We start from the raw sequence: 18,323 nt of genomic DNA, 5'->3' as shown, positions 1-18,323 counted from the left end.
ACGCCCGTTGGCGGAAACGGTGAAAATACGTTGGCGAGATCGGCGGGGATGCGTTGGCGGATTCGGCGCGACCCGTTGGTCTAAACGGTGAAACTCAGATTAGCAATAACATCGTCACCGCGGTCGCCTGCTCGGGGTCCGCGCGCAGGCGGGTCGTCGGCGTCGAGTGCATCGACACCGAGTCCTACCTGTCGTGGCGCGGCTTCCTCCTGTCGCTCAGGGAGCGCGGGCTCTCCGGCGTGCGCCTCGTCACCTCCGACGCCCACGAGGGCCTCGTCCGCGCCGTGCGCGAGGCGCTCCCCGGCGCCGCCTGGCAGCGCTGAATCGCGCACCTCGAGCGCAACGTGCTCGAGCGCTGCCGCAGGAAGGGGGACGGGTCGGCGGCCGTCGCCGCCCTCAAGGCGGCCTTCGCCGAGGCGGACCCCGCGCTCGTGCGCGCCGGGTACCGCAGGGCGGTCGAGCTGCTCGCCGCCGCCGACGCGCGCGGGGCGGAGCTGCTCGAGGACGCCGCCCCGGCGGCGCTCGCCTACCTGGCGTTCCCGAGGGAGCACCGGCACTGGGTCAGGACCAACAACGTCCAGGAGAGGATGAACTGCGAGATCAAGAGGCGCACGAGGGTGGTGCAGGTGTTCCCGTCGGCGGCGTCGCTGGTGAGGCTGGTCGGGGCGGTGTGCCTCGACCAGAACGACGCGTGGGCGTGCGAGCGCAACTTCATCGACAGGAGGAGCCTCGAGCCGGGCTACGGGCGCGAGCCGCTGCCAGCGGAGCCCGGCGGGGTGGAGAGGGTGCTCAGGCTCGTCGAGGAGGCGTTCGACAGGAAGAGGAGGGCGGCGTAGGATGGGGGGCGAGGCTGCGAGCCCCGGGGAACGGCCGTACACCACTTTTCGTGACGCGATATGAAAAACAGGGTGCAAGATGACAATGATCTCAAAAATCGTTGATTCATGTTGGAAACACACCCTCAAGTGCTTGCTATGAGGGGTGGCGTCCTCCTGTGCACTGCAGACATTGCGGGATATATGCTCAATCAGCCATACGGACACAAGGCTTCTCCAGCGTTATGCAGCCTGGTAAACTTTTCAGAGCGTTTCGGGATCCCAATTTCAGCAAATCCAGTTAATTATGTGTCAAATTGACGGTAGCGCACTCCTCTAGGGGAGATGGGATGTTGCGGCGTGGGCTTAGACATCCAAATCCTGCGGTTTTATCTGCATATTTTTGTCCTAAAAATGCATATCAATAATTAGGAGTGCACTACCGTAAATCTTGCACAAAATCGGACAATAAACCTGTCGTACTACGTCACGAGGTTTGCCCGCTCGGGGTGCTTCTCAAACCAGCGCACGGCATACGAGCAGCTCAGATGTGCCTTGCGACCGGTTTCTTCAAGTTCTTGGGCAGCTTGCTCTAAAAGCTTTCCGGCGATGCCTTGCCCGCGCAGCGACTCATAGACGAACGTGTGGTTGATGTCGACCGCGCCATCGTCAACCGTCGGGAACGTGACCTCAGCAAGCACGGTACCGTCGGGCATAACATACTGGACGGCATGGGAGTGGATCTCGAACTGAGCGGTCGTTGCAGCTGCCATGGTGCACTCCTTTTGATTCGTGGTTTCCGGCGTGTGCGTTCATATGGTTGCAAGCGGATACGTTGCCAACGCCCACGTTATACCCACGTCGCAATGACATGCGCCGAAGAGGTCAAGAGCGCCTGTTCCGGAAACAATTCGGACGCAATCACGCAACAATAGCCAGGCGTCACACGCATGTTGCGATATTGTTGAGAGATGAACGGCGGGGAGAAGGTTTGCAAGGGAAGGACACTGCGATGGCAGATAATCCGAGGTCCGAGCGGGGCGATATCATGCGCGGCTATGCTGAAAGGGCGGTGCGGCCCGAGGCATCGGGGCTCGGCGCCGCGGGCGGTGGGATGCTCTCCAGCGATGCGGACGTCTCGGTCATCATCGAAGGTCCGGCCGAGCCCCCCAGCCTCATGGATCGCATCACCAGCGACCGTCGCATCACCGTCGCGGTTATCGCGGCGCTTATCGTGGCCGCGCTCATCTCTGCGTTTCCGGTGCGCGCGCACTTCACGGAGCCAAAGACCTATGAGGGCGTCATCCAGGTGCTCGACGAGAAGAAAACCAATGTGATGGGGCTTGTTGCCGCGTCGACAGCTGCCTCGGCGGGCATCTCGCTCATCCCCGACGATGTGGGCACGCCCATCGCGAACAAGCTCATGGACCTGAGCGGCAACCTCATGATTATTCTTGCGGTCATTTACCTCGAGAAATACCTGCTTACCATCTTTGGGTTCGCGACGTTCGGCATCCTGTTCCCCGTGGCGTTTGGGCTCATTGCGCTTGGCATCGTGTGCCATCGGCGCATTGGGCTGAGCGCCATATTGCACCAGATCGCGGCGAAAGCAGTCGCGCTGGGGATGGTCATCGTGCTCGTTGTGCCGGTGAGTGTGTTCGTCACCAAGCAGATAGACGCAACATACGATCTGACGGCAGAAATGGTCGCCGCGCAGGAGCAAGCGGAAGACGAGGCGGCGGCCGTCGAGGCTGAGGAGCAGGGCGATGGAAGCCCCCTTGACTTTATCCTGTCGATCCCCGACATGGTTGCCGACGGCGTCTCGAGCGTCACCGACGATATGCTCAGCCAGGTCAATGCGCTTATCGAGCAGGCAGCGGTTATGATCGTGACCTCGTGCCTCATTCCGTTGCTCGTGCTCGTGTTCTTCCTTTGGGTGGCAAATCTGCTGCTAGGCATCAACATCGATGCGCCCATGGGTGCGCTCGCGGCGCGAGCGCAGCGGGTGAAGCCTTCGCGCGAGGATCTGGCGCTGGCAAAAAAGCGGCTGGCCGAGCACCGTGAGAAGAAGCGCGCCCCAAAGGCGAGGTAGCATCCGCGACGGCAGCGCAAGCGTTCCAAAAGTAGAGGGGGTATACCCCAAAGGCTTGGGGCGTGCGCCCATGGTAACAGGGGCGGCAGGCGCGGCGCTACTCGGTGAATTCCGGCTCTGTCGCCTCGACCACAAGACCGAAGGAGCCGGGACCGCAGTGCGAGGCGATCACGCAGCCCGTCTTGATCCACTCGAACGACTGGAATCCAGCGATGCGCAGCCGCTCTTCCGCCTGCGCGCGAATCTCGGGATCGAGGCCATGGTTATAGATGAGCACCGCACGGTCCATGTCGAGCGGCTCGCGCATGAGGAAGTCGTCGATGAAGTCCGCCACCACCTTGTGCATGCCGCCCCGGAGCTTGCGCGTGGCAACGAGTTTGCCGTTCTCAATCTCGATGACAGGCTTGATGCGCAGGATCTGCGCGCCCAGGTACGCGGCGTTCGAGAGACGGCCGCCCTTCTTGAGGAACTCGAGCCCGCCGGGGATGAAGCCCATACGTACATGGCGGATGAGATCTTCGATTTCTGCACGCAGCTCGTCAAGCGGCATCTCGGGATTCTCACGCAGCAGGTGCGCGACCTCGGAGGCGATATAGTACTGTCCGCCCGAGACGCTCTTGGTGTCGATGGATGTCACGTAATCGCGCCCCTCAGCGGCGCTCAGGGCAGACTCGTACGACGTGGTGGTGGCGGCTGAGTAGGCAAGGTGCAGGATATGCGCCCACGGATGCTTCGCGTGGATGCGGTCGAATGCCGCCTGGAAATCAGCTGGTGTCGCCGCGCTGGTGGTCGAGATGGTGCCGGTTTGCTCGCATTCGGCGAGCAGCTCGTCGGAATCGATGCTGCCGTCGTCGAACGTGCGCCCGTTGATGGCAACATGCATCGGCACGATCTCGATGCCGAGTCCTTTTGCCCGCTCTGGCGGAACGTCGGCACCGGATTCCACAACGATCACGTATCTGCTCATGACTGCTCCCTTAACAGGACACGTGGCGGCACGACTGGCGCGTCGCAAACGCAAAGCCGTTTGGCAGCATCATTGCAGCTGCCCGGCGCATCTGCGGAGCGCGCTTTGGGGAGGGGGGTTCATCGGCGGACGGCACGACTAAACCAGAAGTTGCAGTAAAGACAATCTGCGCAGCTCAGTAGGGCCGTACATGCTTTTTCCTGCAGGTATGTCCTCTAAGCCGGTAGAGTAGAAATACCTGAGAGAATCCTCACGCGCGAGGACAGTAGGCTCGTTGGACATCGTCTCGACGGGCCAAAACAGATCGACAAAGCCGAAGGAAAGGGTCAATGCATGCTGCAAGATAATGTCATTTGGATGGGCGTGGGCTCTGAGCCCGGGCACACCCACGTCAAGCTGCTCCTTAGCCAAGCCAACCGCCACGGGCTCATCGCCGGGCCTCGGGCACGGGCAAGACCGTGACGCTCAAGGTTATGGCCGAGGGTTTCAGCCATGCGGGCGTCCCTGTCTTTATGGCCGATGTTAAGGGCGATATCACCGGCATGTGCGCAGCGGGCAAGGATTCCGAGGACATGCAGAAGCGCATCGAGAAGCTTGGCATCGAGGGCTATTCTTTCGAAGGCTGTCCTGTGCGCATCTGGGATATGCTGGGTGGTGAGGGCCTGCCTGTGCGCATCACCATCTCCGATATGGGTCCTACGCTGCTTGCGCGCCTGCTTGGCCTCACCGAGGTCCAGTCTGGTGTGCTCGACATCGTTTTCCGCATTGCCGACGACAAGCAGCTGCTGCTCATCGACCTCAAGGACCTGCGTGCCATGCTCAACTACGTGGCCGAGAACGCCAAGGAGTACGAGACCACCTACGGCAAGGTGTCCAGCCAGTCGGTTGGCGCTATCCTGCGCAGTCTCATCTCCGTCGAGGATGAGGGCGGCGACGTCGTCTTCGGCGAGCCCGACCTCGACCTTGCCGGCTGGTTCCAGTGTGCGCCCGATGGTCGCGGCTACGTGAACATCCTGAATGCTGCCAAGCTCATCCAGAGCCCGCAGATCTACGCAATGTTCCTGCTGTGGATGCTCTCGGAACTCTTCGACACGCTGCCGGAGGAGGGCGATCTAGAAAAGCCCAAGTTCGTGTTCTTCTTCGATGAAGCGCATCTCTTGTTCAACGATATGCCGGGCGAGCTGCTCGAGAAGATCGTGCAGGTGGTGAAGCTCATTCGTTCTAAGGGCGTGGGCGTATACTTCATCACGCAGTCGCCGAGCGACATCCCCGACGAGGTTCTGGCCCAGCTCTCCAACCGTATCCAGCACGGGCTGCGCGCCTACACGCCAGCCGAGCAGAAGGCTGTGCGCGCCGCCGCGCAGTCGTTCCGCGAGAATCCCGCCTTCAAAAGCGAGGAAGTGATTTTGGAGCTTGGCACGGGCGAGGCCCTCGTGAGCTTCCTAAACGCCGATGGCCAGCCCGAGATCGTCGAGCGCGCTAAGATCCTGCCGCCCCAGTGCCTCATGGCTGCCGCGCCCGTGGATGCGCTCAAGGCCGCCCTCGACGCCCAGTCCGACCTCATGAAGAAGTACGGCGAGGCCGAGGACCGCGAGAGCGCTTTCGAGAAGCTTGCCGAGCAGGCCGAGAAAGACGAAGAAGCCGAGAAGCTTGCCGCTGAGCGCGCCCAGCTCGAACAGGAGAAGGCAGAGCTGGAAAGGGAGCGTGCCAAGGAGGTCGAGCGCGCCGCCAAAAAGGCTAAGCGCGAGGCCGAGCGCGAGGAGCGCGCTCGGCAGAAGCGGCAGGAGCAGATGATGAAGGGCATCGGCAAGTTTGCTGGGCAGATCTTTGGCACCTTCGGGCGCGAGGCCACGCGTCAGATAACCCGCAACCTCTTTAGAGGTCGCCGCAGGTAGCGTGTGTGGCGGCGCTGTGCACCACGACAAACACCGATAAGCCTGGCGCCGTGTGCCCCGCGGTCCCATGCATTACGATATGCTCCGCATGCCACGATGGCGTGCGGAGCTGTTTTCTGCCTAGCTTGAGCGAAAGACGTCGTCGCCGTGGTGGTCGGTTTGGATCCTGCCGACCTCCTGGCCGTCTTTGGTGACGATCTTGTCGCTGCTCAACGGCGCATCGCGCACGCGGTATTCGTTGTCCCCCATGCGCACGCTGGTGCTGCCGTCAAAACGATCGCGCACGGTACCAACTGCTGCGCCATGGCGATCGCGAAGTTTCGTGGGGCCAAAGATGCCGGAGTCATCAACCTCGAGCAGCTTGTTGCCGTAGCGATCGGTGATGGTCTGCCGCTGCGGGTCACGCGAGAAGCCGCCGCCAAAGGAGCTCCCGCCTCCGCCGCCGGCACCCGCTCCCGCGCCGCCACCGCCGCCATCGCCCGAGGCAATCAGCACGATCACTACGAGCGCAACACAGATTCCTACGATTACCAGCACAACAGTTATCACGAGGTTCACAAGGTAACCCCAGATATTCGGTGTAGCTTGACTCGCTTCCAAGATGTTCCCCAGCGTGGTGATCATCACTGGGAAGAGACCGGTTAGGGCGATGCGGCGAACAAGTTCTACCAGCAGCGCGAGAAACGCCGCGACAATGGCGAGCGTAAAGAGCCCGTTGAGAAATCCGTGGGTGCGCCCGGCGGATTCACGCCAGAGCGCTTTGCCTGTCGAGATGAGCCAGAGCAGCGCAAAGCCAAGCAGCGGAGCCGCTGCGGTTGCCGGGAAACAGGCCGTCCATATGAACGCGAACAATGAGGGCTGGGTGTATTGCGCGGGGTTGGTGAGCGTAAAGCACGCCGCGAGAAACTGAACTGCGAGCCATGCCACCGCGGCGGTGAAGACAATCTTGAACACCGTGCGCAGCAGTTCGAGGGACGGCTTGGCGGCGTGTTCCGCGCGGCGGTTGCGCTCGCGCTGCACATCGAACCACAGGATGACGCGGCGTCGTATGGTGAACAGCACGAACCCATAGAGGAAGACCTGGAGCATGCCCGCAGCCCCCAGCTGGCTTAGCAGCGGCTCGATGCCCTGCCACCAGGCGCCCTCGAACCAGATGGGAACCGTGGGGTCAATCGCTCGCAGCCACAGCATCGTCGATGATATTGCCATAAGGGTTGTGAGGAGGTAGGCAATGAAGCGGACCCCGCGCCGCAGGACATCGAGCCACCAGGTGGCTTCGGTTGGCTCGAGGCGCGCGACGGCGCGTTTGGCGGCGCCGGAACAGAGCCGGACCGCTGCGATGGCTACCACGGCGACCGGCACACCCGAGGAGAGGAAGGGCTGCACGGATGCATCCATGAAGGTGCTCCATGTTTGCCCTGGCTGGAGGATGCCGTTGGCGCGCGCCGAGAGATACGCCCAGAACGCAAAGAACGCCATGAAGACAACGACGAGCGTGAGCGCCAACGCGATGCGCATGGCCCATACGAGGACCTTGGCCATGCCCTTGTCGTCGTTCGCATTGCGAAATGTGGAATAGTACCAAAAGCCCAGCAGCCAAAAACCGATGCCCACCGCAACGCCGATACCGTTGCTTTCCTCACGGAAATTGGTCCATGAGAGCGGGGCTTGCGAGATGATGAACCATGCGATGGCCACCGGGATGCCAAAGCATACGATCGCGGAGATGATGAGCGATTGCGGCTTGAAAGCGAACAGGCGAAGGCGGCCCGCCTCGCTTGCTTGGCTTGGTGTCGTCATAGGTGCCTCCTTTGGTACACGCGAGAGCGCGGAGTGGGTTTGCGTCCGCGTCCTATCCCATGAGCGAGCCGTTATAGTGAATGATCAAGGCCACCATTGCGATAAGGCACACGACGAAGAGAGCGACGCAGAGCGCTAAGAGCACCTTTGCCCAACGCGCTCCGCGATACGCGGCGATGCCGCCTCCCGCCACCACGCCGATGAACACGGCAATGCCGAGCCCGATCATGCTCAGCCCCTCGCCCAGCGCGAGCGATGGCAGGTCTGCGGCGGCGACGTTGGCGTAGTGGTAGCCATGGAGCAAGCTCACATCGCCTGCGGCGATCATGTAGGCGCCGGGCCCGATGCCGGTAAGCGAGAGCGCCGCGCCCAAGATGGAGCAGACAGCCATGGTGGCGCGCGGGCTCATGCCACCGAACAGACCGCCTTTCCCTGTGTCGTCGGGCCCAAACGAGATAAGGCTGCCGTTATAGTGGATGATCGCGGCGAGTGTCACGACAACGCTCGCGACGAGGATAACGATGCCGGCAATCGACGTCCAGTTGGGGAGGACTGTCGGCACGAGCAAAAGGCAGCCCACACCGCAGCCAACAAGCGCCGCGCCGGTAATGCATGCGAGCTTGGGTTGGTTTGCGGGCGGTGTGGTGGCGTAGTGGTAGCTGTGGAGCAGGCGTACGTCGCCTGTAATGATTTGGTAGATGCCGAACCCGGCAATGATCAGGCAGACGATGGCAGTGATGATGACGCCGGCGAACTCGTCCATGGCGACAGCCCCCTTCGACGCCTCATGGTGCGTTGCTGCGAGTATGCTCCTTCACGCCGCGCGAAGCAAGAGGGGGAACCCCGGCGCTCATCCAAGGTCGCGGGAGATGGCGCGTACGACGGCGTCGGCCGCCAACGCTGTTTTGGTGGCGTCTTCAACTTGGAAGATGACCTTGCCCTTCACGCCGAACTCGGTGATCTCGGAAAGAAAGACGCGCGGGCCGTCGACGATGGGCGAGACGGTGCCGGCGGACTCCCGGGCGTGCGCGATGATCGAATCGGCGAGCGCATCGATAGGGTCGGAAGCCGGTGCCCATTCGCTCACGGCACCGAGCGCTTCGTCGAGGTGATGCCCTGGGATGGCGAGCGGCACCGCCACGCGATTTGCAGGCAGCAGGTGCACGAGCGCCGTGGTCGAGATGATGGAGTTGGGAATGATGACCGTCTGGCCGAGCGCATCGCGGATGGTGGTATGGCGCCAGCTCACGTCTTGCACCACGCCGGTCTCGCTGCCCACCTCGATGTTGTCGCCGGGCTTCACGATGCCCATGAACGTAACCTGCAGCCCGCCGATGAGGTTGGCGAGCGTGTCCTGAAAGCCGAGCGACACGGCGATGCCGCCGACGCCGAGCGCGGCGATGATCGAGCTCGTGTTCACGTTGAAGATGGTGTCGAGGATGACGCTGGCCCCCATGATCCAGATGATCGCGCGCACGATGTTGACGATGATCGACGAGGTGGGCAGCGGGTTCGAATCCTGATGAAGCAGGCGCGACACGCCGCGCGCTGCGAGCTTGGCGGCGAGGAGCGTGGCTGCACCGAGCACCATGGTCCAGAATGCTTTGTGGAGCCAGGGGTTGCCGAGTATGTCGTGTGCGAGATCGAGCATGACCGCCTCCGTTTTCATGGCTGTCGGGTACCGTTATTATCTCCCAAGTGCCGGGGGATATGCTTTCTGGCGCCGCAGCAGACGGCCGCGCCGCGCCACGCGGGCCGTTTGGCAGGCAAGCTCCCTCGCGGCGACTGCCTGCGGCCAACCTTACGGAGCCCTAACATTGGCTTGCTAGAATGGCGGCAATGTCGATGCCCCGCATTGTCGGGGCCAGATGACGGAGGCTGCCATGAAGCGCTATCTTGCCCGCCTGCTCGCATGCCTGAGTGCCTGCTGCCTTGTTGCGATGCTTGTCGCGGGTTGCTCAGGCGGCGTGCCTGCTGGAGGCGGCAGCAAGGGCGGCGACGCCTCTGAGGGCGAGGCGGCCCAGGTCTCCACCGATGATTCCGGTACGGTTCAGACATTCAGCCCGGCAGACGGCGACGCCTCCTATACGCTCAAGATCGCATCGGGCTCCGAGAACAAGGAGGCCGCGCGCGCGATCGAGTATGCCGTAAACGCATCGGACGTTGCGGTCGAGATCCACTACATGGGCTCGCTCGACATTCGCTCGCTGCTCGAGCGCGGCGGTGATGACTACGATGCTGTGTGGCCCGCCTCCTCCATGTGGATCACACTGGGAGACACGGGTCACATCGTGCGCAACGCGCAGTCCACGTCCACCACGCCCGTGGTGTTTGGCATCGCCCGGTCCAAGGCCGAGGAGCTCGGCTGGGTCGATGCATCGGGCGCTACCGCATCGCCTGCCACCACCGAGATTCTCGAGGCAGTCGAGCGCGGCGACCTCACGTTTGCCATGACCTCGGCCACGCAGTCAAACAGCGGTGCGAGCGCTTACCTTGCCTTCCTCACGGCGCTGGCGGGCAAAGACGGTCCCCTCACGGCAGATGACTTGGCGAACACGCAGCTTACCGACCGCGTCGCGGCGCTGCTCGCAGGCGTTGATCGCTCGTCGGGCTCATCGGATTGGCTCAAGGAGATGGTCGTTGCCGATCCTGCGGCGCATCCAGCGATGGTGAATTACGAATCGCTTGTCTCGCAGGCGAACCGCGAGCTCGAGGAAGCGGGCGAGGAGCCCTTGGTTGCCGTCTATCCGGCGGATGGCATCGCCGTCTCCGATAGCCCGCTGGGTTTTGTCGACCGAGGCCAGGGGTCCGATGCCGAGGACGCGTTTTTGGCATTCCAGGGCGCGCTCGCCGATAACGAGGCCACGCTCGAGCTCGAGCGCGTGGGCCGCCGCTGCGGCCTGGGCGGCAAGCTGCTCCATGCCGACGATGCCGAGGTCCAGGCGGCCTTCTCTGCTGACTGGGGCATCGTGCCCGATGCGAACGTGCTCAAGTCTATCCCGCTCCCCGAGGGCGACGTGATCTCGCAGGCGCTCGTCCTCTATCAGACGGCGCTCAAGAAGCCGTCTTATACCATCTGGGTGGTCGATTACTCGGGCTCGATGTATGGCGAGGGCAAGGACGGCGTGGTCGACGGTCTCAACCAGGCGCTCGACCCCGAACTCGCCACCGCGTCGCTCATCCAACCCACGGAAAGCGACATCAACGTGCTCATACCGTTTTCTGATGAGCCCCAAGAGCCCATTGAGGCCACGGGGTCCGATACCAAGGACCTGCTCTACGCGGCAAAGCGGCACGACGCCGATGGCGGCACCGACATGTACGCCGCTCTCGCAGAGGCGCTGCGCCTGGCAAAGAGCGCCACTGCAGACGGCGGCTATACCGTGGCGATCGCGCTCATGACCGACGGTCAGTCTGAGACGGACAACCAGGAGGCCTTCTATCGCGCCTACGACGCGGTGGGCATCGACGTGCCGGTGTTTTCCATCATGTTCGGCGAGGCGGATCCCACGCAGCTCGACGAGCTCTCCCAGCGCACCAACGGGCGCACCTTCGATGGCCGCGAAGGCGATCTCGCCGCGGTGTTTCGCCAGGTCAAGGGCTATAACTAGGGAGTGCGCGCGTCGATGGGGTACGTGATAGGAGCAATCGTGGGCGTTGCGGCGGGCGTTATATGCGTCGTCTTCGTGGGCGGCGTGGCGGGTATCGCGGCGGGGCTTATCGCAGCGGCGCTGCTCTATCTGGGGCTGGGCGCACTGCTCAAACCCGAGCGCCGGCTGGGCGGCGTGATCGCGAGCAGCTTGCCCGACGGCGAGGCGGCTGCGACGCGCATCGATGCGGCGCATGAGCTGATGCGCGGCATCCAACATCGCCGTGCCAAGATGCGCGACGCAGCGGTTGCACGCGAGGCGGACGATCTGGTGCAGGACATCGGGAGGCTCGTTGCTTACGTCGAGGGCCAGCCGGCAGCCTATCGATGCCTGGCGCACGTCCTGTCGACCTACGCCGAGCAGTGCACGCAGATGCTCGACGGGTACCTGAGCGTCGAGCGCTCCGGCGTGCCCGAGATGATGCAGCAAGGGCGAGAGGACGCGATCGAGGCGCTCTGCGCGCTGCAGGGTGCGGTGCAGGGCGAGCTCGCGCGGGCAACCGGCGCCAAGGCCTCGCAGCTTGAGGCAAGCTCCGAGGCGATCCAGCGTCTGATCGAGATGGACGGGCACAAGCCCGATGCCCCTGCGGAAGGGAATACGCGATGAAGTTGTCGAGAGCGAAGATCATCGGCCTTGTATGCGTGCTCGCAGCCGTTGCCGTGGTGGGCGGGGTGTTCGCCTTCCAGGCAGCGCAGCCCGAGCCGCCTGCGCCGGTTGAGTTGACCAAGGTGAACGGGTATCTCGGCGGCGAGAAGATCTCGCTGTTCGAAGACGAGGAATTCACGAAGCTCGCCGAACAGGCGGGGCTCGATATCTCCTATCGCAAGGCTGGTTCGCTGGCCATGATGGAGGCGTCCACCGAGGGTATGAACTACCTGTTCCCCTCGTCGCAGGCGGCGGTGGAATACGGCCATGAGCTGGGTGTGGCGTCGACAAGCGAGCAGATTGTGCTCAACTCGCCCATAGTCATCTACACCTACCGCAGCGTTGCCGATGCGCTCGTGGGCTCGGGCATCATGGCGAAGGACGACGACGCGTACACGATGAACGTCGACGCCGCGGTGCAGGCGATGCTTGCCGACAAAACGTGGGCGGACCTCGGTTACACCGCAGGCTACGGGCAGTTCCGCATCGATAGCACCGATCCGGCAGCGTCGAACTCGGGCAACGAATGGGCGGCGCTCATTGCCAACTCGCTCGCCGGCGGGCGCCCGGCGACGGTTGAGACCATCGAACGCGACGCCGACGCCATTCGGGCCATCTTCTCCAAATCGGGTTGGATGGAGACGAGCTCGGAGGATTCGTTCAGCCAGTTCCTCACGCTCGGCGAGGGGTCAAAGCCCATGATGGTGGGCTACGAGAGCCAGGTGCTCGACCTTGCGGTGAACGAGCCAGACCTCTACGAGCAGGTGAAAGGCGATCTTGTGGTGGCGTACACCACGCCCACGGTGTGGTCGACGCACGTGCTCATGGCGCTCGACGAGAACGGCGAGCGTCTCTCGGAGTTCTTCATGAGCGACGAGGTGCAACAGCTCGCGTGGGAGCGCCATGGATTTCGCGGAGCAAGCCAGCTGGGTACCGATAGCGCGAGCCGCTTCGGCGTAACCGGTATCGCGGAGCGGGTGCCGGCGGCGGTGGAGCTGCCCGCGCCCGATGCCATGCGGCGGCTCATTGAGGTTGTGAGCGGGGCGTAAGGACGGGTTTTCTTCGCAGCGTGAGTGTCGGCGCCGCGGGTGAGTAGGTTGATGAGCGCCATGGCGCAGAGAGAAGCTTTGGCGCAGACGGAAGGGAGCTCATGATGGGCGACGAGATCAAGGTCGAGGCGACGGTCGAGCCAGCGAAGGCGCGCGTGAGCCTCTCGGATATCGCAGCTTCGCAGGGGAGAACGCTCGCCTCGTCGCCGGCAGCCACGCCGGTAGCGCCGGACGAGCCGCCGGCGGTGCAGCTGAGTCCCGAGGACCAGCAGCGCGTTAACGAGCTTGCGCGTTCGATCGATTTCATGAAAGGCGGCATCGAGAGCAGCTATGCGCGTGACGCCCAGCGCTCTATGACCGATTTTGCCGACACGGTGCTCGCCAAGACCGCCAACAAGTCTGCCGGCGAGGCGGGGGAGCTGCTGCGCGAGCTGCTTGCCGACGTCGAGGACGCCGAGCTCTCGGGCATCAAGCAGGTGCCCATCATTGGCAAGGTGGTGGTGAGCATCGACAAGCTTCGCCGCACGTACCAGAAGGTTGCCCCTCAGGTGGATGAGATCGTCGAGAAGCTCGAGCGCGCGCAGGCGCAGATGGTGGCGGACATCGCCATGTTCGACACGATGTACACCCGCAACGTCGAGCAGTATCGTACCCTCAAGATCTCTGTCGCCGCGGGCCGGCAGGCGCTCGCGGCCTTCCGCGCCGAGCAGCTTCCGGGCCTCGAGGCCGAGGCGCGAGAATCGGGCGACGCGATGGATGCGCAGGTGCTCAAGGACTTCAAAGACAAGCTCGAGCGCTTTGACAAGCGTCTCGACGACCTTGATCGCGTGAGCGTGGTGGCGCTGCAGATGGCACCCCAGATCAAGCTGATCCAGAATGCCGATAAGAGCATTTCGGATAAGATCGACACCACCATCTCGACAACCATTCCGCTGTGGAAGTCGCAGATGGTCATTGCGCTGGGGCTCTCGAACCAACGCGCCGCCCTCGATTTGCAGCGGAGCGTCGATGACACGACGAACAAGCTGCTGCGCGCCAACGCCGAGGCACTCGAGCAGGGCGCCGTGGACGCCGAGCGCGCCAACCAGCGCGGTTCGGTGGACATCGAGACCCTTGAGGAGGTCAACCAGCGTCTCATTAGCACGCTCAAGCAGACGGTCCAGATCCAGCAGGAAGGGCGCGCGGCACGCGTCGAGGCCGAAAACCGCATGCGCAAGATCGAGGGCGATCTCAAGACAGCGCTGCTGGAGAATGCACAGGCGCTCTCGTAGGGCCTGTTCGCTGCCGTATTGCCGTCTGCCGGGATGCCTTCGCGCCGGAAGCCTGTGCCAGCGGGAAGCATGCGCGCGGGCACGCGTCTTGCTACCATGAAGGTGGAAGATGGCGCGATTGGGCCCCGTCGGAGCAACCACCCAGAGCAGCTGGTGCGTTGTAAGGCGGGCTCCGCTCAGGGGCATGAAAGGGCGCAGCGATGGCTTTGAACAACGATCGGCGTGGATCCGCAGGGTCTGCTGGTGTAGCACCGGCGTCACGGCGCACGGCGGCACCTACGTGCATCCAGGTGCGCGGTGCTCGCGTGCACAACCTCAAGAATGTCGACGTAGACATTCCGCTCGGGTGTCTTGTGGGTATTGCGGGCGTTTCGGGCTCGGGCAAGAGCTCGCTTGCGCTTGGTACCCTCTACGCCGAGGGTAGCCGCCGTTATCTAGATGCGCTCTCCACCTACACGCGCCGTCGTATTGGGCAGGTGTCGCGCGCCACGGTCGATGAGGTGCTGCATGTTCCCGCCGCCCTCGCGCTGCGCCAGCGCCCCGGCGTGCCGAGCGTCCATTCCACGTTTGGCACCTCAACCGAGCTGCTCAACTACCTCAGGCTCATATTCTCGCGCCTGGGCAGCCACCAGTGCCCGGAGTGCGGCGCGCACCTGCCGCCTTCCATGGACGTGGCTATGGGGCTCAAGTCGCGCTGCCCTGCATGCGGCGCCGAGTTCTATGCCCCCGGCGCCGAGGACCTCGCCTTCAACAGCGCGGGCGCCTGCCCCACGTGCGGCGGCACCGGTGTCGTGCGTACGGTCGACGAGTCTACGCTCGTGCCCGACGAGTCGATCTCGATTGAAGACGGCGCGGTGGCCTCATAGAATCAGCTCATGTGGAAGCTCATGGTGCAGATTGCTCGCGAGATGGGCGTGCGCACCGACGTGCCGTTTTGCGAGCTCACGCCCGCCGAGCGCGAGATCGTGTTCCGCGCGCCCGCCGAGAAGCGCCACATCATCTACCAGAGCCCCAAGACCGGCGACGTGGCCGAGATGGACTTCACCTATTACAACGCGGTTTACACCGTAGAGAATGCGCTTTCCAAGGTGAAGGATGAGAAGGGCCTTGCACGCGTGGCGAAATTCTTGAAGGAGGAGACCTGCCCCGATTGCCAGGGGACGCGCCTGTCGGCGCGCACCCGCGGGCCGGTGATCGACGGGATGAACCTCGGCGATGCGACACGCATGACGCTCGATGAGCTTGCGGCGTGGGTTCTCTCTGTGCCCGCGCTTATGCCCGACGAGATGCGATCCATGGCGCAAACGATCGTTTCCGGGATGGCAGAGCCCATGGAGCGTTTGCAGCAGCTTGGCCTGGGTTACCTTTCGCTCGACCGCGCGAGCTCGACGTTCTCCACCGGCGAGCGCCAGCGCGTGCAGCTTGCCCGCGCCGTGCGCAACCGCACCTGCGGGGTGATGTATGTGCTCGATGAGCCTTCGATTGGGTTGCACCCTTCGAACGTCGAGGGGCTCCTTGGTGTCGTGGGAGATCTCATCGCCGATGGCAACTCCGTGGTGCTCGTCGACCACGACGTGCGGGTGTTGCGCCATGCCGACCACCTCATCGAGATCGGGCCTGGTTCGGGCACGGCGGGCGGCGAGGTCATCGCCCAGGGCACGGTCGCTGCGGTCGAGGCGTCGCCGGCAACGCGCATCGGGCCGTTTCTCGCGGGCACACGGCGCATTCGCGCGCGCGAGCGCGCTCTGCCCGAAGCGATGTTCGACGAAGGCGCCATTCATCTTGCAACCGACGGCATCCACACGGTGCGTCCGCTCGAGGTTGATATTCCACGCGGCAGGCTCACCGCCGTTACGGGCGTCTCGGGTTCGGGCAAGACAACGCTCGTGCTCGAAAGCTTGATTCCCGCGCTCAAAGCTTCGATAGCGGGCGAGCGGCTGCCGGTGCACGTGCGTTCGATCGAAGCGTCGGGCGTGCGCCGCGCGAACCTCATCGACGCGACGCCCATCGGGGCAAATGTGCGCTCTACGGTCGCCACCTACTCTGGCGTACTCGACGATCTGCGCCGCGCGTTTGCCAAGTTGCCCGAGGCGCGCGAGCGCGGCCTCAAGGCAGGGGCGTTCTCGTATAACACTGGCTCGCTCAGGTGTCCTACCTGCGATGGCACAGGCCAGATTTCGCTCGATGTGCAGTTTCTGCCCGATGTCGCTATTCCGTGCCCTGCCTGCAACGGCGCACGGTACAGTCGGGATGCCTACGGCATCAAGCTCGCGGGCGACCTGAGCTTGCCCGAGCTGCTCTCCTATACCGTCGACCAAGCGCGCGAGGTGCTTGCCGATACCGGCCTGCGCCCGGCGCTTGGCAAGCTGCGCACCCTTTCCGAACTGGGCTTGGGGTATCTCACCTTGGGCGAGGCAACGCCGGTGCTCTCGGGTGGCGAGGCGCAGCGTCTCAAGCTCGCAAGCGAGCTCACGCGCAACCAGAACGACGCGCTGTTTGTGTTCGACGAGCCTACGATCGGCTTGCATCCGCTCGATGTGGAGGTGCTGCTTACGGTGCTGCAGCGGCTTATCGACAACGGAGCGACGGTGGTGGTGATCGAGCATGATCTCGATATGATCGCGAACGCAGATTGGGTGGTTGACATGGGGCCGGGCGGTGGAGATGCCGGTGGCCGCGTGGTTGCGACGGGCACACCCGAGCACATCGCCGCTTGCCCCGAGAGCATTACCGGCCGCTATATCGCCGAGGAGCTCGGCACGTAGCGCGTGGGCCAGCGCAGCCTGGGGCGCGATATGCGCGCCATTTCTCTCGAGCTCCTCGGCCGCGACATCGCCTTGTTGGATAGTCCATACGCTGTTGTTAGATTTCGCGTACTGGCTGCTAGAAGTTCGTGAGACGACGTTTCGGTTTTTTCTTGCGGGCCCTTGCTAGTGTTTACCAGCGCGTATCGTAGAGATATGGATACCACGCTGTGCGACATATCTGCCTTTCAGTACTATCGTATTCCGCCCTGTCTCCTGCGGCGCATGGTCGAGGAAATCGACCTGTCGACGAAGGGCGGACGCAAGAAGCTGGCGGACGCCAATTCGTTCCTGGGGTATATAGAGACGCCACTTCATGTGCTCGAGACCGATCGCGCGCGTCGCTTTACCGCGCGGGGCATGGTCAAACATCTGTGGAGCGGCGAGCTGCCGCTCGGCGCAAAGCGCGAGATCGACGTCTACCATTATGTGACCTCGCCTGCGATGACATTGCTGATGCTTGCGCGCCACTTGGATAAGACGTGCCTTACGATGGCGATTTACGAGATGGTGGGTACCTTCTCCGTAATCAGGATGCTGCCCGGGGATCGTGCGTATGTTCAGCAGTGCATCGACGCGGGGCAGGTTGCGTTCGAGGGCGGCTGGGAGCCGGCGCGTGACGAAAATGGCAGGCTCGCAGGCGATTTGTGGGAGCGTCCTGCCTTGCTCACGCTGGATGAGCTGTGGGCGTTTATCCACGAGATGAAAGGCGTTCGCGGCTGCAAAGCGCTTGCTAGCGCCGCGCGCGAGGTGGTGGGTTCGGCGGCGTCGCCGTTTGAGGCACGTGCCGCGATGCGAATCTGCGGGAGCAGATCGAGCGGAGGCGAGGGAATCGGGAGGGCGGAGCTCAACACAGTCATTCGCTTCACATCTGCTGCGGCTTCGATTGCCGGGCACGACTACGCTATCGCGGATATGCTCCTATGCGCCCACGACGGCGCGGCTGAGCTGGTGATTGAGTGTCAGGGTAGGTCGTCTCATGGGGCGGGCGGTGTCTCAATTGCAGACGCCGACCGTCAGCTTGCGCTGCAGCGTATGGGGTACGAGGTCATTTTGCTCACGCACGAACAGATCGAAGATGAGTGGCGATTCCGCCAACTGGCGCGTTACCTGGCGGAGCGGCTCAACGGCTGCTACACAGAGAAAAACTCGTGGGAAATGGAGCGGCAGCGCGAAATGATGCGCGTTCTGTTTAGCAATTGGGCCGATTTGTTGTGTGGAGGGACGCGTCCCGTTATTTGGTGTAAGCGGCATCCCGGCCGGCGCCCGGAAGGGCGCGGCCGTTCCCTAGAATCGTAGTCACCACAACAGACGGTTCTGGAGAGAGGAACGACC

Annotated in this window: 13 protein-coding genes and 2 pseudogenes; 9 read left to right on the top strand and 6 right to left on the bottom strand. The window is 63.3% G+C overall.

Annotated features, from left to right (window positions below):
* Window positions 1–101: 101 nt before the first annotated feature.
* Window positions 102–836, top strand: a pseudogene (locus tag H6A15_RS10500) (IS256 family transposase); the annotation flags it as partial.
* Between the two features lie 461 nt (window positions 837–1,297).
* On the opposite strand, the gene H6A15_RS09475 reads toward H6A15_RS10500, so the two are convergent.
* Entirely contained in the window at window positions 1,298–1,588 is a 291-nt protein-coding gene (locus H6A15_RS09475) for a GNAT family N-acetyltransferase (RefSeq protein WP_204673512.1), read from the bottom strand.
* A gap of 239 nt (window positions 1,589–1,827) precedes the next feature.
* On the opposite strand from H6A15_RS09475, the gene H6A15_RS09470 reads away from it, so the two are divergent.
* Window positions 1,828–2,907, top strand: a complete 1,080-nt coding sequence (locus tag H6A15_RS09470; protein WP_204673511.1) for a hypothetical protein — start codon at window positions 1,828–1,830, stop codon at window positions 2,905–2,907.
* A gap of 97 nt (window positions 2,908–3,004) precedes the next feature.
* Here H6A15_RS09470 and H6A15_RS09465 read toward each other — a convergent pair whose 3' ends face one another.
* Both H6A15_RS09465 and H6A15_RS09460 read right to left on the bottom strand, forming a co-directional pair.
* Window positions 3,005–3,874 carry a DegV family protein gene (locus H6A15_RS09465; RefSeq protein ID WP_204673510.1) on the bottom strand — a complete coding sequence of 290 codons (870 nt, stop codon included), beginning with the start codon at window positions 3,872–3,874 and terminating at the stop codon, window positions 3,005–3,007.
* A 138-nt stretch (window positions 3,875–4,012) separates the two neighbouring features.
* On the bottom strand, window positions 4,013–4,285 hold the full coding sequence (locus H6A15_RS09460) for a hypothetical protein (RefSeq protein ID WP_204673509.1): 273 nt from the start codon (window positions 4,283–4,285) through the stop codon (window positions 4,013–4,015).
* 47 nt (window positions 4,286–4,332) lie between these two features.
* On the opposite strand from H6A15_RS09460, the gene H6A15_RS09455 reads away from it, so the two are divergent.
* Window positions 4,333–5,769 carry a helicase HerA-like domain-containing protein gene (locus tag H6A15_RS09455; protein ID WP_204673508.1) on the top strand — a complete coding sequence of 479 codons (1,437 nt, stop codon included), beginning with the start codon at window positions 4,333–4,335 and terminating at the stop codon, window positions 5,767–5,769.
* A gap of 120 nt (window positions 5,770–5,889) precedes the next feature.
* Here H6A15_RS09455 and H6A15_RS09450 read toward each other — a convergent pair whose 3' ends face one another.
* The 3 genes from H6A15_RS09450 to H6A15_RS09440 form a co-directional block, all read right to left on the bottom strand.
* A complete protein-coding gene (locus tag H6A15_RS09450) occupies window positions 5,890–7,467 on the bottom strand; it encodes a hypothetical protein (protein ID WP_204673507.1) in 1,578 nt (525 codons plus the stop codon).
* Between the two features lie 154 nt (window positions 7,468–7,621).
* A complete protein-coding gene (locus H6A15_RS09445; RefSeq protein WP_204673506.1) occupies window positions 7,622–8,332 on the bottom strand; it encodes a hypothetical protein in 711 nt (236 codons plus the stop codon).
* Window positions 8,333–8,419: 87 nt separating this feature from the next.
* A complete protein-coding gene (locus tag H6A15_RS09440) occupies window positions 8,420–9,220 on the bottom strand; it encodes a mechanosensitive ion channel family protein (protein ID WP_204673505.1) in 801 nt (266 codons plus the stop codon).
* Between the two features lie 217 nt (window positions 9,221–9,437).
* Between H6A15_RS09440 and H6A15_RS09435 the strand changes: the two genes are divergently transcribed.
* From H6A15_RS09435 to H6A15_RS09410, 6 genes and pseudogenes are all read left to right on the top strand, one after another.
* Window positions 9,438–11,180, top strand: a complete 1,743-nt coding sequence (locus H6A15_RS09435) for a VWA domain-containing protein (protein WP_204673504.1) — start codon at window positions 9,438–9,440, stop codon at window positions 11,178–11,180.
* A 15-nt stretch (window positions 11,181–11,195) separates the two neighbouring features.
* Entirely contained in the window at window positions 11,196–11,825 is a 630-nt protein-coding gene (locus tag H6A15_RS09430; protein ID WP_204673503.1) for a hypothetical protein, read from the top strand.
* A complete protein-coding gene (locus tag H6A15_RS09425; RefSeq protein ID WP_204673502.1) occupies window positions 11,822–12,913 on the top strand; it encodes a substrate-binding domain-containing protein in 1,092 nt (363 codons plus the stop codon). Before H6A15_RS09430 ends, H6A15_RS09425 begins: the two co-directional genes overlap by 4 nt.
* 101 nt (window positions 12,914–13,014) lie before the next feature.
* A complete protein-coding gene (locus H6A15_RS09420; protein WP_204673501.1) occupies window positions 13,015–14,184 on the top strand; it encodes a toxic anion resistance protein in 1,170 nt (389 codons plus the stop codon).
* Window positions 14,185–14,384: 200 nt separating this feature from the next.
* Window positions 14,385–16,949: pseudogene (locus H6A15_RS09415) on the top strand (excinuclease ABC subunit UvrA).
* A 195-nt stretch (window positions 16,950–17,144) separates the two neighbouring features.
* Window positions 17,145–18,287, top strand: a complete 1,143-nt coding sequence (locus tag H6A15_RS09410; protein ID WP_204673500.1) for a hypothetical protein — start codon at window positions 17,145–17,147, stop codon at window positions 18,285–18,287.
* The last annotated feature ends 36 nt before the right edge of the window (window positions 18,288–18,323 follow it).

It is taken from the genome of Enorma phocaeensis (assembly GCF_016901575.1).
GTDB classification, from domain to species: domain Bacteria; phylum Actinomycetota; class Coriobacteriia; order Coriobacteriales; family Coriobacteriaceae; genus Limicola; species Limicola phocaeensis_A.
This window is presented reverse-complemented; position numbering and strand designations above follow the sequence as displayed.

Coding starts and splice junctions, on each gene's coding strand:
- H6A15_RS09430 (WP_204673503.1), top strand. CDS start 11,196: ATGGGGTACGTGATAGGAGCAATCGTGGGCGTTGCGGCGGGCGTTATA.
- H6A15_RS09440 (WP_204673505.1), bottom strand. CDS start 9,220: ATGCTCGATCTCGCACACGACATACTCGGCAACCCCTGGCTCCACAAA.
- H6A15_RS09470 (WP_204673511.1), top strand. CDS start 1,828: ATGGCAGATAATCCGAGGTCCGAGCGGGGCGATATCATGCGCGGCTAT.
- H6A15_RS09475 (WP_204673512.1), bottom strand. CDS start 1,588: ATGGCAGCTGCAACGACCGCTCAGTTCGAGATCCACTCCCATGCCGTC.
- H6A15_RS09410 (WP_204673500.1), top strand. CDS start 17,145: ATGGATACCACGCTGTGCGACATATCTGCCTTTCAGTACTATCGTATT.
- H6A15_RS09465 (WP_204673510.1), bottom strand. CDS start 3,874: ATGAGCAGATACGTGATCGTTGTGGAATCCGGTGCCGACGTTCCGCCA.
- H6A15_RS09445 (WP_204673506.1), bottom strand. CDS start 8,332: ATGGACGAGTTCGCCGGCGTCATCATCACTGCCATCGTCTGCCTGATC.
- H6A15_RS09435 (WP_204673504.1), top strand. CDS start 9,438: ATGACGGAGGCTGCCATGAAGCGCTATCTTGCCCGCCTGCTCGCATGC.
- H6A15_RS09420 (WP_204673501.1), top strand. CDS start 13,015: ATGATGGGCGACGAGATCAAGGTCGAGGCGACGGTCGAGCCAGCGAAG.
- H6A15_RS09425 (WP_204673502.1), top strand. CDS start 11,822: ATGAAGTTGTCGAGAGCGAAGATCATCGGCCTTGTATGCGTGCTCGCA.